Annotated in this window: 10 protein-coding genes, 1 tRNA gene and 2 rRNA genes; 8 read left to right on the top strand and 5 right to left on the bottom strand. The window is 63.0% G+C overall.

Translation table 11 applies throughout. The features are described from left to right. Positions 1-10: 10 nt before the first annotated feature. Entirely contained in the window at positions 11-1,216 is a 1,206-nt protein-coding gene (locus HTUR_RS09145; protein WP_012943038.1) for a pyridoxal-phosphate-dependent aminotransferase family protein, read from the bottom strand. Positions 1,217-1,409: 193 nt separating this feature from the next. Here HTUR_RS09145 and HTUR_RS09150 point away from each other — a divergent pair, with 193 nt between their 5' ends. The 4 genes from HTUR_RS09150 to HTUR_RS09165 all read left to right on the top strand — a co-directional run bounded on the left by HTUR_RS09150 (position 1,410) and on the right by HTUR_RS09165 (position 4,045). Beyond that, complete coding sequence (locus HTUR_RS09150) at positions 1,410-2,408, top strand: metal-dependent hydrolase (protein WP_012943039.1); 999 nt, start codon at positions 1,410-1,412, stop codon at positions 2,406-2,408. An 82-nt stretch (positions 2,409-2,490) separates the two neighbouring features. Beyond that, entirely contained in the window at positions 2,491-3,108 is a 618-nt protein-coding gene (locus HTUR_RS09155; protein ID WP_012943040.1) for a hypothetical protein, read from the top strand. Continuing rightward, the gene (locus tag HTUR_RS09160; protein ID WP_012943041.1) at positions 3,101-3,760 is read left to right on the top strand and encodes a hypothetical protein; all 660 of its coding nucleotides are present in this window, start codon (positions 3,101-3,103) and stop codon (positions 3,758-3,760) included. Before HTUR_RS09155 ends, HTUR_RS09160 begins: the two co-directional genes overlap by 8 nt. Positions 3,761-3,844: 84 nt before the next feature. Further along, positions 3,845-4,045, top strand: a complete 201-nt coding sequence (locus tag HTUR_RS09165; RefSeq protein WP_012943042.1) for a dodecin — start codon at positions 3,845-3,847, stop codon at positions 4,043-4,045. A 196-nt stretch (positions 4,046-4,241) separates the two neighbouring features. Here the strand turns inward: HTUR_RS09165 and HTUR_RS09170 are convergent, their stop codons facing one another. From HTUR_RS09170 to HTUR_RS09185, 4 genes are all read right to left on the bottom strand, one after another. After that, complete coding sequence (locus tag HTUR_RS09170; protein WP_012943043.1) at positions 4,242-4,616, bottom strand: HesB/IscA family protein; 375 nt, start codon at positions 4,614-4,616, stop codon at positions 4,242-4,244. Positions 4,617-4,766: 150 nt separating this feature from the next. Continuing rightward, complete coding sequence (locus HTUR_RS09175; protein ID WP_012943044.1) at positions 4,767-5,012, bottom strand: hypothetical protein; 246 nt, start codon at positions 5,010-5,012, stop codon at positions 4,767-4,769. Between the two features lie 81 nt (positions 5,013-5,093). Continuing rightward, positions 5,094-6,392: a histidinol dehydrogenase gene (hisD, locus tag HTUR_RS09180; RefSeq protein WP_012943045.1), complete on the bottom strand. Its 1,299-nt coding sequence runs from the start codon at positions 6,390-6,392 to the stop codon at positions 5,094-5,096. Positions 6,393-6,440: 48 nt separating this feature from the next. Next, positions 6,441-6,662 carry a hypothetical protein gene (locus HTUR_RS09185; protein ID WP_012943046.1) on the bottom strand — a complete coding sequence of 74 codons (222 nt, stop codon included), beginning with the start codon at positions 6,660-6,662 and terminating at the stop codon, positions 6,441-6,443. A 282-nt stretch (positions 6,663-6,944) separates the two neighbouring features. Here HTUR_RS09185 and HTUR_RS09190 point away from each other — a divergent pair, with 282 nt between their 5' ends. The 4 genes from HTUR_RS09190 (at position 6,945) to HTUR_RS09205 (ending at position 13,104) form a co-directional block, all read left to right on the top strand. Beyond that, positions 6,945-7,571: a metal-dependent hydrolase gene (locus tag HTUR_RS09190; protein WP_012943047.1), complete on the top strand. Its 627-nt coding sequence runs from the start codon at positions 6,945-6,947 to the stop codon at positions 7,569-7,571. Positions 7,572-8,260: 689 nt separating this feature from the next. Then, positions 8,261-9,735 (top strand): 16S ribosomal RNA (locus HTUR_RS09195). Between the two features lie 154 nt (positions 9,736-9,889). Further along, positions 9,890-9,961: transfer RNA gene (locus HTUR_RS09200), tRNA-Ala, on the top strand. 222 nt (positions 9,962-10,183) lie between these two features. Next, positions 10,184-13,104 (top strand): 23S ribosomal RNA (locus HTUR_RS09205). Together the 16S and 23S rRNA genes with 1 tRNA gene alongside form the textbook arrangement of a ribosomal RNA operon. The last annotated feature ends 93 nt before the right edge of the window (positions 13,105-13,197 follow it).

Below are 13,197 nucleotides of genomic sequence, written 5' to 3' on the forward strand. Positions count from 1 at the left end.
TTTTTCGCCGCTACAGCGCGTCTCGAGTCGCCGACACGCCGGCGCCGGGATCGACGTCCGCACCCATCGACTCGAGAACGTCGCCCAGCGCCGTCACGACGTAGATGACGTTCTCCGGGCACGCGGAGTGACCCATACAGCCGATGCGGAAGATCTCGCCGTCCAGATCGCCCAGCCCGCTGGCGATCTCGAGATCGTACTGCTCGAGCAAGGCGTCACAGACCGCGCTGTCATCGATGCCGTCGGGGACGCGGACGGCGTTTAAGCTGGGCAGCCAGTACTCGTCGGGGGCGTTCATCTCGAGGCCCATCGCCTCGACGCCGGCTTTCAGCGCACCGGCCAGCCGCTCGTGGCGCGCCCAGCGCTCCTCGATTCCCTCTTCGGCGACCAGCCGGAGCGCCTCCCGGAGCGCATAGACGTTCGTGATCGGCGCCGTGTGGTGATAGGATCGCTCGTCGCCCCAGTAGCCCTCGAGCAGGGAGAGGTCGAGGTACCACGAGCGGGGCTCTTCGTCGCGCGCGAGAACCTTCTCCATGGCCTCGTCCGAGAGCGTGAGGGGGCTGGCGCCGGGCGGACAGGAGAGACACTTCTGAGGCCCCGAGTAGGCGACGTCGATATCCCACTCGTCGACCCGTAGCTCCACTCCCCCCAGGGAGGTGACGGTGTCGGCGATGACGAGCGCGTCGTGATCGTGGGCCGCTGCCGTCAGTTCGGGGACATCGGGCTGGAGGACGCCCGTGCTCGTCTCCGCGTGGACGAACCCGAAGACGTCGGGATCGTGCTCGGCCAGTGCGTCCGCGACGTCGTCGGGATCGAGGGGCTCTCCCCACGGCGCGTCGACTTCGACGACCTCGCCGCCGGCTCGGCGGGCCATCGACGCCATGCGGCCACCGAAGTAGCCGTTCGTGGGCACCAGCATGGTGTCGCCCGGCTCGACGACGTTGCCGATCGCGGCCTCCATGGCCGCCGACCCGGTCCCCGAGACCGGGATCGTCCACTGGTTGTCGGTGCGGAACGTGTAGCGCAGCAACTCTTGAACCTCGTCCATGATCTCGACGAACGACGGATCGAGGTGGCCCACGAGCGGCGTGCTCATCGCCCGGAGCACGCGCGGATTCACGTCGCTCGGTCCGGGCCCCATCAGCGTGCGATCCGGAGGAGTGAGTTCGCCGACGGACGGCGCGCGAGCCGACTCGTTCAACGGAGTCTGAGCCATATGGACGTGTGCTCGAGTGCCACTCGCAAAGGCCTACCGGCATCGGAAGTTCTGGACGCCGGACGGCGAATCCCGTCTACTCCCGGCTATACCCCGATCGAGCGAGCGTTGCGGGGGCTCGAGAACTGCGGGACGGTAGCACAGTTCGCGGCTGCGAGCCGTTTAAGACGACTCGACACATAATCGAGCCATTGTGTTCGTCGGTCACGCCCTCCTCGCGTTCGCCGTCGCAGCGCTGGTCGCCGACTGGCGAGGCTGGGAGCGTAGACCGGCGCTGGTCGTCGGCGTCGTTGCCGGCGCATTCGCCGCGATTCCCGACGTCGACGTCGCGTACGCGTTCGTCGGTCTCCTCCGGTGGCAGGTCGCCGACGGTGTCCTCGGTGCGTCAACGGCCTTCTGGGACGCGAGCCGGGTCGTCCACCGCTCGGCCACCCACTCGCTGGTCGTCGGCGCCGTCGCCGCGCCGGCGTTCGGACTGCTCGCCGTTCGCGGCCGCTCCGATCGCGCTCGAGTCGCGTATCTAAGTGCGCTCGCCGTCCTTACGGCGCTCGTCGCGGTCGCGCTTCTCGCCGACGGCCCCCTGGCCGCGGTCGTCGTGGTCCTGTTCGCGGTCAGCGGCGCTCTCGTCGCCCGCGGCGTCGCTCGACGGACGACGCTCTCTCCGTCGACGGTCGCCATCGCCGCGCTCTGGGGTCTCTGGTCGCATCCGTGGGGTGACCTCGTTACCGGCTCGCCACCCGACTGGTTCTTCCCCTTCGATTCCCCCATGCTCGAGTCGCGGGTCGTCCTGCACCCGGACCCGACGCTTCACCTGCTCGGCGCGTTCGCGATCGAACTCGCGACGATCTGGCTCGCCGTCGCGGTCATCTGTCGGCTCACCGATCGGGCCATCCTCGCGTCCGTCGATCGGCGTGCCGGCGTCGGTGCGGCCTACGGCCTCGCCGCGCTCGCGGTCACGCCGCCGACCCTCGACGTCTCCTACCACTTCGTCTTCTCGATTCTCGGTGTCGGCCTGCTCTGTGGCGCCGTTCGGGGGACGCGCTCGATACCCGTCCGTCGCCCGCGACGCCGACGACTGCCGCGACCTCGGGCGGAGTCGACCCTCGAGGTCGCGCTCACGGCACTGGCCGCCGTGACTATCGCGCTCGCGGCGTACGCCGCAGTGTACTTCTTCGTCACGCCGGTCGGGTAGCGACGGAGCGTCCCCCGCGCCGTCCGCTCCTTTCAATCCAAGCCGAAATACGCTTTTGTGAGAACGGTCTGTACCAGTCACTGTGTCTCAAACTCCACTCGAGGAACTGCTCGCTGACGGCCGCACCAACGCGGTGATCGCGTGGACGCTGGTCGTCGCGATCGCGGTCGTCGGCATCAGCGAACTGGTGACCGGCGGGTTCCTGTGGGCGACGTTCGCGGCGGTGCTCGTCGCGCTGGCAGTTCTTCCTCCGGCCACCTATCGATCGTCACTCGTGATGCTCCCCTGGGAAGTCTTGCTCATGGCGGCGCTGCCCGTGCTCGGAATGGCGATCGGTGCGGAGCGGTTGACCGGCCACTTCGCGTCCTACCTCTCGGTCGCGGCTATCGCACTCGTTCTCGCCGTCGAACTCCAGTCGTTTACGACCGTCCGGATGACCTCCGGCTTCGCCGTCGTCTTCGTCACCGTGACGACGATGGCCGCGGCGGGGCTGTGGGCGCTGCTCCGGTGGAGCGCCGCCCAGACGCTCGGTATCCCGTTTACGGCGGACCACGACGCGGTCATGTGGGAGTTCGTCTACTCCGCCGTCGCCGGACTCGGCGCCGGCGTCGTCTTCGAGCTGTACTTCAGGCGGTACGCTCGCCCGGAACGGCGCGTTCCGGCGACGGTCCAGCCGATCGCGGAGGGTGACGATGCGTAATCTCGTCCGCGAACTCTCGTCTCAGCGCCGCCAGCGCCAACTCACCTACCTCATGGAGATCGGGCTGATCGGCATGCTGTTCGTCGGTATCGAGCGCGGCAACGGCGGGATCGTGATCAATACCGGCGTGGCACTGATCGTCACCCAGCTTCCCCCGCTGCTCGAGCGCGACTACGAGATTCCGATGGACCCGCGACTCACGCTGTGGATCACCGCCGCCGTCTTCCTCCACGCCTTCGGGACCGTCGGGCTGCCGGGCGCTACCGTCACGCTCTACAGCCAGATCTGGTGGTGGGACCACATGACCCACGCGCTGTCGGCTTCGCTGGTCGCCGGCGCGGGCTACGCCACCGTCCGCGCGCTCCACGAGCACGCCGACGGGATCCACTTCCCCCGGCGGTTCGTCGCCGTCTTTATCCTGCTATTCGTCCTCGCGTTCGGCGTCCTCTGGGAGATCCTCGAGTTCGCCATCGCACTGGCGGCGCAGGCGCTGGGGACCAGAGCCGTGCTCACGCAGTACGGCCTCGAGGACACGATGCTCGACTTCGTCTTCAACTCGATGGGTGCGATCGTCGTCGCGTTATGGGGCGGCGCCTACCTCGCGGACGTCTCCGGGGCGATCCGCGAGCGACTCGAGGCGCGGGCCGACTGACGGCGGGCCGATATCTCGGGCCCGATTCACGTGCCGAAACTGACGACCAGCTTTACGTCCGCGTACGGTGTAGCGATCCGGGCCATGGTCTTCAAAAAGATCACCCTGATCGGCACGAGCACGGAGAGCTTCGACGACGCGGCCGACAACGCGATCGATCGCGCGGAGGACACCCTCCAGAACCTCTACTGGATCGAAGTCGACGAACTCGGCGTCGAACTCGCCAGCGTCGAGGATCGACAGTACCAAGCGGAAGTCACCGTCGCGTTCGAACTCGAGGAGTAGTCGTCGACCTGCCGGTGCCCACGCAGCTGTCGCGTCCGGTCGGTAACGCACCGGCACACCGGCCAGCGTAGCCCGTCCGAGCGACAGCCGGTATCGACGGACGGCCGCTTTCGACCGACGGCCTCCCGCGGCGGTCCCGCCGCTGGTCGAGCGTGCGAGACCGCAGCGAACGGACGGCGAGAAGCGTCGACCGGCGTTACGTTCGGAACGATTCGCCGCAGCCGCACTCGCTGACGACGTTCGGATTCTCGACGTGGAACCCCTCGGCCTGCAGGCCGTCCTCGTAGTCGAGGACGCTGCCCTCGATGTACTTCAGGCTGGCCGGATCGACGAACACCCGCAGGTCGTGGTGTTCGTAGATCGTGTCGTCCTCGTCGGGCGCGTCGTCGAAGCGCATCCCGTAGGACAGTCCCGCACACCCGCCCTGCTGGACGAACAGGCGCAGCCCGGCTTCGCCGTCGTCGAGCCCTTCTCCCTCGAGCAGCGACAGTGCCTGCTCGGCCGCGTCTTCGGTCACTTCGATCTCGGGACGCGTCTCCGTCTCCCCGCCATCCATGCTGTCCGTGCTCATGTGTATTCCGTACCGGCGCTACGATGTTAACTGTGACGCCACCGGTACCGCTCCTCGACCTGTGATCGTCCGGAGAGACATTCGATACAGCCCGCCTCGAGTGTGGTCGTCGGGTCGGGGTCGGTGACGGACGCCGCGGGGCTACTCGCCTTAGCCGTTCGCGTGTCGTTTCACTGTCCGATAGTACGTCCCGAACTGCCGTTCGTCGTTGCGCGACAGTTCGATGTCGTGTTCCGCCAGTAGCTCGAGCATTCGCTTTGGCTCGCAGTCGTACCACATCGACAGGAGCCGGACGTTCTTCTGCGCGTAGTCGTAGTTCCGCTCGAGCACGCGTCCGTCGGTCGGATCGACCACCGACTCGCGATCGGGCTTACGGTCGCGCTCACGCCGTGCCATCTCGACTCGTACTTGCGGATCCAGCACCGTAAAAACTCGGTTGGACGTTCCCAGAACTCGGGCGGCGGCTGTAACTGCTGCTTACGCCCCGTCGCCCTCGCGATCTTCGAGTCGCTGTCGAACGCTTTCGGCGTGGGCCTCGAGCCCTTCGGCGTCGGCCAGCGTCGTGATCGTGTCGCCGATGTCGGCCAGTCCCTCGGCGGACAGCCGCTGGACCGTCGTCGACCGGAGGAACGTCTCGATCGAGAGGCCACCGGTCACGCGCGCGCCGCCGTTGGTCGGCAGGACGTGGTTCGTTCCGCTGGCGTAGTCGCCCGCGGCGACCGGCGTGTTCGGCCCGAGGAAGACGCTGCCCGCGCTGTCGATTCGCTCGAGGATCGACTCCTCGTCGTCGGCGATAATCGAGAGGTGTTCGGGGGCGTACTCCTCGGTGAACAGGATCGCCTCGCTCATCGACCGGGCGAGCAAGACGCCGCTCGCGTCGTTCTCGAACGCACCGCGTATCACGTCCTCTCGCTTGCGCGCTTCGGTCTGCCCGTCGACGGCCGCGGCAACGGCATCGGCGGTCTCCGCGTCGTCGGTGACGGCGACCACGGACGCGTTCGGGTCGTGCTCGGCCTGTGCGACCAGTTCCGCCGCGACGAGGTCCGGATCGGCGGTCTCGTCAGCGACGACGACCACTTCACTGGGCCCCGCGAGGAAGTCGATCTCGACGTCGCCCCGAACGGCCGCTTTCGCGGCCGTCACCCACTTGTTGCCCGGACCGACGATTTTCTGAACCCGCGTGATCGTCTCGGTGCCGTAGGCCAGCCCGGCGATCGCCTGCGCGCCGCCGACGCTGTAGACCGCGTCCGCGCCCGCGACGTGGATCGCCGCCAGCGTGACGGGGTTCAGTTCGTCGGCCGGCGGCGTGACGACCGCGACGTGGTCGACGCCCGCGACGACCGCCGGGACGACGCCCATGATCGCACTCGAGGGGTACGCTGCCGACCCGCCAGGCACGTAGACTCCGACCCGCTCGATCGGCCGAAACCGCCGGCCGAGTTCCCGTCCGGGACCGAACTCGCGGCGCCAGTCCTCGGGGAGTTGGGCCTCGTGGAACTCCCTGACGTTGTCCGCGGCCGTCTCGATCGCCTCCCGAACATCGCCCTCGAGATCCTCGTACGCGCGCTCGCACGCGTCAGTGATATCGATGTTGCCCAGCTCGACGTCGTCGAACTCGCTCGTAAACTCGCGAACCGCGACGTCGCCTTCCTCGTGTACGCGGTCGACGATCTCCCGTACGTCGTCGCTGATCGCGTCGATACCGGCGTCACGGTCGAAGAACGCGGTCCGATCGGCCGGTCCGAGGTCGGCGAGTTCCCGTACGTCCACAGTCATACCATCCGATTCGTGGGGTGGCGGAAAAACGGTTTCCTTAGTCCCGCCTCAGGCCTCATCGTTCTCGACCGTCCAGACGCCGACCGCGTCCAGCGTCGCCCGGACGAACAGGTAGACGACGATGAGAAAGCCGACGACCGCGAACGGCGCCTGGAGCAGTTCCGCGACGTCGCGGCCGAGGACCAGCTGGCCGAACCCGCGGACGAAGAAACTCAGGACGACCAGTCCGATCCCGGCGACCGCGAGTTTGACGAACCCCGATCGATCCATACGCGAGCATACGACGCCGATCGGTAAATCGTATCGATTAGCCGGAGTCCAGTTCGACTGCCCCGCGTTCCATCACCCATATGAGTCCGTGACGCGTTCAGTTGCTCCGTACAGCCCGAATCGCATCTCCGAGCGCGGTAAATCGACCGTTTCGAACGGCAGTACGGTATCGCGATCGTCCCAGCCAGCGATACGTTTCCTCCGACCGATAGCGCGCGGACAGTCGGCCGCGCGGTCAACAGGCGCTGCATAACTATTCACTCCCCACCGCACCGCCCTCGTATGTGGCCGTGGGAACACGCGATCGTCGCCTACCTCGCCTACTCGACGTTTTGTCACGCGATCTATCGGGACTCGCCCTCCGGACTCGAGGCGATCGCCGTCGTCTTCGCGTCGGTCTTCCCGGATCTCGTTGATAAACTGCTGGCCTGGGAATTCGGCGTCTTCGACGCCGGCTACGCGATCGGTCACTCCGTTTTCGCCGCCGTTCCGATTTCGATCGGTATCGGCCTTGCGGCTCGCTCGGTCGGTCGCTCTCGAGCGGGAATCGCGTTCGGGCTCGGCTACCTCCTGCACCTGCCCGCGGACGTGCTCGATTCGTACGTCCGCGAGGGGATCTTTCAGCCGGAACTGATGTTCTGGCCCGTGGTCGTCGTCCAGGGTCACGGTGCGAACCAGGGGTTCGTCGAGCAGTTCCTGCTGTTTTTCTCCCGGTATCGGGACGAACTGCTCGCGGGGAACCTCACGACGTACCGCTGGCTCCAGATCGCCCTCGCCGTCTTCACCGCCCTCCTGTGGCTCTACGACGGCGCACCCGTACTGCGGGACTTCCTCCGTGGCTGTCGTCGGCTGCTCCTCGGAGCGATCGGCTCGAGTCGCCGACTCGATGAGTCCACTGGCCGCCGCTAGCGTCTCCAGACCGTACCCCGGCCCCGACAGTTTCGTCCTCCTGACAGTCCCTCGGTACTGATCAACGTACGACAGACGTCTCTCGAGACGACGGCCTTATATATGTCCCCGGCTTCCGTCACTAATGCGAACGACGTGGCCCACGCCGCCACGTCCCCTCCGGCCGTATTCCGGCGCGGAGGTAGGCACAATATCCCACCTCTCGTCGCGAGCCATCGATTCGATCGATTGGTTCGCTCGAGGGCACGCGGATCACTTCGCGATCGACGCCGACCGGCGTCGTGAGACGACGGCCTTATATGGGCTGGCGTCGTACACTGAAGTACGCGAAACCCGATGCCGGATGTGGTTTCCGGGGTTAGGTTGATCCGATGCCCTTAAGTGTATGAGGGCGTTGGGATATGAACGCAAACGCGTGATCGACGAGACGTTCAACTCGTCCCGTCATCCCGGGCCACTCGAGTCCGAAGGGGTTAAGTACCCTTCGTGGCTTACGAGTAGGTCCGAAGGAGATGAGGATTCCACCCCTGCGGTCCGCCGTACAGATGGGATCTGATGTTAGCCTTGGTAGTTCGGTGACGCCCGATCGGTCGGCGATCTGTGGTCACCGAACGTGGACCCATGTGTGAGTGTGTATCTTAACATTCACCGCCAACAAACCCTCCCCAACATTGGGGAGAACATATAGCATTCCGGTTGATCCTGCCGGAGGTCATTGCTATTGGAGTCCGATTTAGCCATGCTAGTTGCACGAGTTCAGACTCGTAGCAGATAGCTCAGTAACACGTGGCCAAACTACCCTATGGATCCGAATAACCTCGGGAAACTGAGGCTAATTCGGAATACGAATCCCAGGCTGGAACTGCCGGGATTCCGAAACGTTACGGCGCCATAGGATGTGGCTGCGGCCGATTAGGTAGACGGTGGGGTAACGGCCCACCGTGCCAATAATCGGTACGGGTTGTGAGAGCAAGAGCCCGGAGACGGTATCTGAGACAAGATACCGGGCCCTACGGGGCGCAGCAGGCGCGAAACCTTTACACTGCACGCGAGTGCGATAAGGGGACTCCAAGTGCGAGGGCATATCGTCCTCGCTTTTCGCGACCGTAAGGTGGTCGCAGAATAAGTGCTGGGCAAGACCGGTGCCAGCCGCCGCGGTAATACCGGCAGCACGAGTGATGACCGCTATTATTGGGCCTAAAGCGTCCGTAGCTGGCCAGCCAAGTCCATCGGGAAATCCGCGCGCTTAACGCGCGGGCGTCCGGTGGAAACTGGATGGCTTGGGACCGGAAGACCAGAGGGGTACGTCCGGGGTAGGAGTGAAATCCCGTAATCCTGGACGGACCACCGGTGGCGAAAGCGCCTCTGGAAGACGGATCCGACGGTGAGGGACGAAAGCTCGGGTCACGAACCGGATTAGATACCCGGGTAGTCCGAGCTGTAAACGATGTCTGCTAGGTGTGACACAGGCTACGAGCCTGTGTTGTGCCGTAGGGAAGCCGTGAAGCAGACCGCCTGGGAAGTACGTCCGCAAGGATGAAACTTAAAGGAATTGGCGGGGGAGCACTACAACCGGAGGAGCCTGCGGTTTAATTGGACTCAACGCCGGACATCTCACCAGCATCGACAACGTGCCGTGAAGGTCAGTGTGATGAGCTTACTGGAGCCGTTGAGAGGAGGTGCATGGCCGCCGTCAGCTCGTACCGTGAGGCGTCCTGTTAAGTCAGGCAACGAGCGAGACCCGCACTCCTAATTGCCAGCAACACCCTTGTGGTGGTTGGGTACATTAGGAGGACTGCCAGTGCCAAACTGGAGGAAGGAACGGGCAACGGTAGGTCAGTATGCCCCGAATGTGCTGGGCGACACGCGGGCTACAATGGCCAAGACAGTGGGATGCAACCCCGAAAGGGGGCGCTAATCTCCGAAACTTGGTCGTAGTTCGGATTGAGGGCTGAAACTCGCCCTCATGAAGCTGGATTCGGTAGTAATCGCGCCTCAGAAGGGCGCGGTGAATACGTCCCTGCTCCTTGCACACACCGCCCGTCAAAGCACCCGAGTGGGGTCCGGATGAGGCCTCTGTAACAGAGGTCGAATCTGGGCTCCGCAAGGGGGCTTAAGTCGTAACAAGGTAGCCGTAGGGGAATCTGCGGCTGGATCACCTCCACAGACCGAGACCAGGCCGTCGTGCCTGGCTCACCACGCGTGGCGCGTTGCGCCACGCACTCCACGTTCGATCGACCATCCGTTTGGCCGATCGGGCACCTTAGAACTACCAAGGCTAACACTTTCGCGCTCTGTCCACCCTCCGGGGTGGACGTGGGCCCATAGCTCAGTGGTAGAGTGCCTCCTTTGCAAGGAGGATGCCCAGGGTTCGAATCCCTGTGGGTCCATGACTCGGAGCGGATCGAGACCGTGTCCCTTAAGTGGGACAGGCGTCTTCGATCTAATCCGAACGAAAACCGATGCACCAGCCCGTGTAAACGTGGCTGGGAAGGGTTAATGCATGCCGCGTCTACGGCGTGCAGATGAGACCGTGTGTACGTGTAGTCCAGGCGTCCACTGGACCCGTTCCCGGGTCACATACCATTGCACTCTGTGCAATGCCGATCCGATGAACGTGGCTACTGTGCCAGCTGGTGGATCGCTCGGCTTGAGAGCTGAAGAAGGACGTGCCAAGCTGCGATAAGCCTGAGGGAGCCGCACGGAGGCGAAGAACTCAGGATCTCCGAATGGGAATCCCCACCGCAATTGCTTCGCGCAATGGGGAACGTCGAGAATTGAAACATCTTAGTATCGACAGGAAAAGAAAGCAAACGCGATGTCGTAAGTAATGGCGAATGAACGCGACACAGTCCAAACCGAAGCCTTCACAGGCAATGTGGTGTTCGGACTGACGATCACTTCCCGAAACATGACACGAAGTCTCCTGGAACGGAGCACGAAACAGGGTGACAGTCCCGTATTGTCCTGAAGTACGGAACGAGTCAGCTCCAGAGTATCGGGGGTTGGATATCCCTCGTGAAGATCGCGGGCATCGACCGCGAAGACTAAACACTCCTCAAGACCGATAGCGAACAAGTAGCGTGAGCGAACGCTGAAAAGCACCCCACGAAGGGAGGTGCAATAGGGCGTGAAATCAGTTGGCGATGGAGCGACAGGGCATACAAGGTCCCGGACATAATGAATCAGGTGCAAACCTGTAGTAAGCAGTTTGGGAAGCCGGTGTTCTGTCGTACGTTTTGAAAAACGAACCAGGGAGTGTGCCTGTTTGACGAGTCTAACTCGATTATCGAGGAAGGCGTAGGGAAACCGACATGGCCGCAATGCTTTGCATGAGGGCCGCCGTGTTCAAGCGCGGGGAGTCAAACGGGCACGACCCGAAACCGGATGATCTAGGCGTGGGCAGGGTGAAGCGTGCCGAAAGGCACGTGGAGGCCCGATAGCGTTGGTGTCCTACAATACCCTCGCGTGACCTACGTCTAGGGGTGAAAGGCCCATCGAATCCGGAAACAGCTGGTTCCAACCGAAACATGTCGAAGCATGACCTCTGCCGAGGTAGTTCATGGGGTAGAGCGACGGATTGGGGGACCGCACTCCGAGAGGAGTGCGCCCCCCTGTCCAACTCCGAACCTATGAACGCCGTTTGACGCAGGGAGTCCGGTGCACGGGGTAAGCCTGTGTACCGTGAGGGAGACAACCCAGAGCTGGGTTAAGGTCCCCAAGTGTAGACTAAGTGCGATCGAAGGTGGTCGCAAGCCCTAGACAGCCGGGAGGTGAGCTTAGAAGCAGCTACCCTCTAAGAAAAGCGTAACAGCTTACCGGCCGAGGTTTGCGGCGCCCAAAATGATCGGGGCTCAAGTCTACCACCGAGACCTAGCGGCACTCTTGATCGAGTGATCCCGTAGGTTGGCGTTCTGTTCGGGTGGAAGCACGGCTGAGAAGTCGTGTGGACCGTTCAGTAACGAAAATCCTGGTCATAGTAGCAGCGTTAGTCGGGTGAGAACCCCGACGGCCGAACGAGTAAGGGTTCCTCAGCAATGCTAATCAGCTGAGGGTTAGCCGGTCCTAAGTCAGCCCGTAAGTCGAAGCTGACAACAGGGAAATAGGTTAATATTCCTATGCCAGTGTGCACTCAAAGCCGACGCTTTGGGGCCGCCTCTCCCGAGCTTTCGCTCGGGCGAACAGTCGAAATTCGTGGAAGCCGTAATGGCACGAAGCGAACGAATGGCTGAATAGCGCAAGAGAGGTCAACCTAGAGCCCGTGAAAAGGCAAGCACACTGTCCGTACCGAGATCCGACACAGGTACTCGTGGCGGCGAAAGCCAAGGTCTGTCGGGATCAACCGACGTTAGGGAATTCGGCAAGTTAGTCCCGTACGTTCGCAATAAGGGATGCCTGCCTCGCAACGAGGCAGGTCGCAGTGACTCGGGCGCTCCAACTGTCTAGTAACAACATAGGTGACCGCAAATCCGTAAGGACTCGTACGGTCACTGAATCCTGCCCAGTGCAGGTATCTGAACACCCCGTACAAGGGGACGAAGGACCTGTTAACGGCGGGGGTAACTATGACCCTCTTAAGGTAGCGTAGTACCTTGCCGCTTCAGTAGCGGCTTGCATGAATGGATCAATGAGAGCGCCACTGTCCCAACGTTGGGCCCGGTGAACTGTACGTTCCAGTGCGGAGTCTGGAGACCCCCAAGGGGAAGCGAAGACCCTATAGAGCTTTACTGCAGGCTGTCACTGAGACGTGGTCGCCATTGTGCAGCATAGGTAGGAGGCATTACACAGGTACCCGCGCTAGCGGGCCACCGAGCCAGCATTGAAATACTACCCGATGGTGACTGCGACTCTCACTCCTGGCGGAGGACACTGGTAGCCGGGCAGTTTGACTGGGGCGGTACGCGCTTGAAAAGATATCGAGCGCGCCCCAAGATTTCCTCACCCGCGTCGGAGACGCGGGAAAGAGCGCAAGAGCATAAGGAAGTCTGACAGTGTCCGGCACAACGACGGACGCTGACGCGAAAGCGTGGTCTAGCGAACCAATGCGGCTGCTTGATGCGGCCCATTGCTGACAGAAAAGCTACCTTAGGGATAACAGAGTCGTCACCCGCAAGAGCACATATCGACCGGGTGGCTTGCTACCTCGATGTCGGTTCCCTCCATCCTGCCTGTGCAGAAGCAGGCAAGGGTGAGGTTGTTCGCCTATTAAAGGAGGTCGTGAGCTGGGTTTAGACCGTCGTGAGACAGGTCGGCTGCTATCTATTGGGGGTGTTACGGTATCTGACAAGAACGTTCGTATAGTACGAGAGGAACTACGAATGGGTGCCACTCGTGTACCGGCTGTCCGAGAGGGCACGTGCCGGGCAGCGACGCACCACGGGGTAAGAGCTGAACGCATCTAAGCTCGAAACCCACTTGGAAAAGAGATACCACCGAGGCCACTCGTAGAAGACGAGTTCGATAGACTCGGGATGTACGCACCAAGGCAACGAGGTGTTGAGTCCGCGAGCACTAACCGGCCAAGCCACACACTCATAACTACAATCGCATTGGATCCGTGACGCGGTGAACGGGTCCGGACGCAAACTGGACTACACGTATACTACGGTCGACCACCACCGATATT

The sequence above is a fragment of the Haloterrigena turkmenica DSM 5511 genome, from assembly GCF_000025325.1.
In the GTDB taxonomy this organism is placed as follows: Archaea; Halobacteriota; Halobacteria; order Halobacteriales; family Natrialbaceae; genus Haloterrigena; species Haloterrigena turkmenica.

Coding starts and splice junctions, on each gene's coding strand:
- HTUR_RS09145 (WP_012943038.1), bottom strand. CDS start 1,216: ATGGCTCAGACTCCGTTGAACGAGTCGGCTCGCGCGCCGTCCGTCGGC.
- HTUR_RS09160 (WP_012943041.1), top strand. CDS start 3,101: ATGCGTAATCTCGTCCGCGAACTCTCGTCTCAGCGCCGCCAGCGCCAA.
- HTUR_RS09165 (WP_012943042.1), top strand. CDS start 3,845: ATGGTCTTCAAAAAGATCACCCTGATCGGCACGAGCACGGAGAGCTTC.
- HTUR_RS09170 (WP_012943043.1), bottom strand. CDS start 4,616: ATGAGCACGGACAGCATGGATGGCGGGGAGACGGAGACGCGTCCCGAG.
- HTUR_RS09175 (WP_012943044.1), bottom strand. CDS start 5,012: ATGGCACGGCGTGAGCGCGACCGTAAGCCCGATCGCGAGTCGGTGGTC.
- hisD (WP_012943045.1), bottom strand. CDS start 6,392: ATGACTGTGGACGTACGGGAACTCGCCGACCTCGGACCGGCCGATCGG.
- HTUR_RS09185 (WP_012943046.1), bottom strand. CDS start 6,662: ATGGATCGATCGGGGTTCGTCAAACTCGCGGTCGCCGGGATCGGACTG.
- HTUR_RS09190 (WP_012943047.1), top strand. CDS start 6,945: ATGTGGCCGTGGGAACACGCGATCGTCGCCTACCTCGCCTACTCGACG.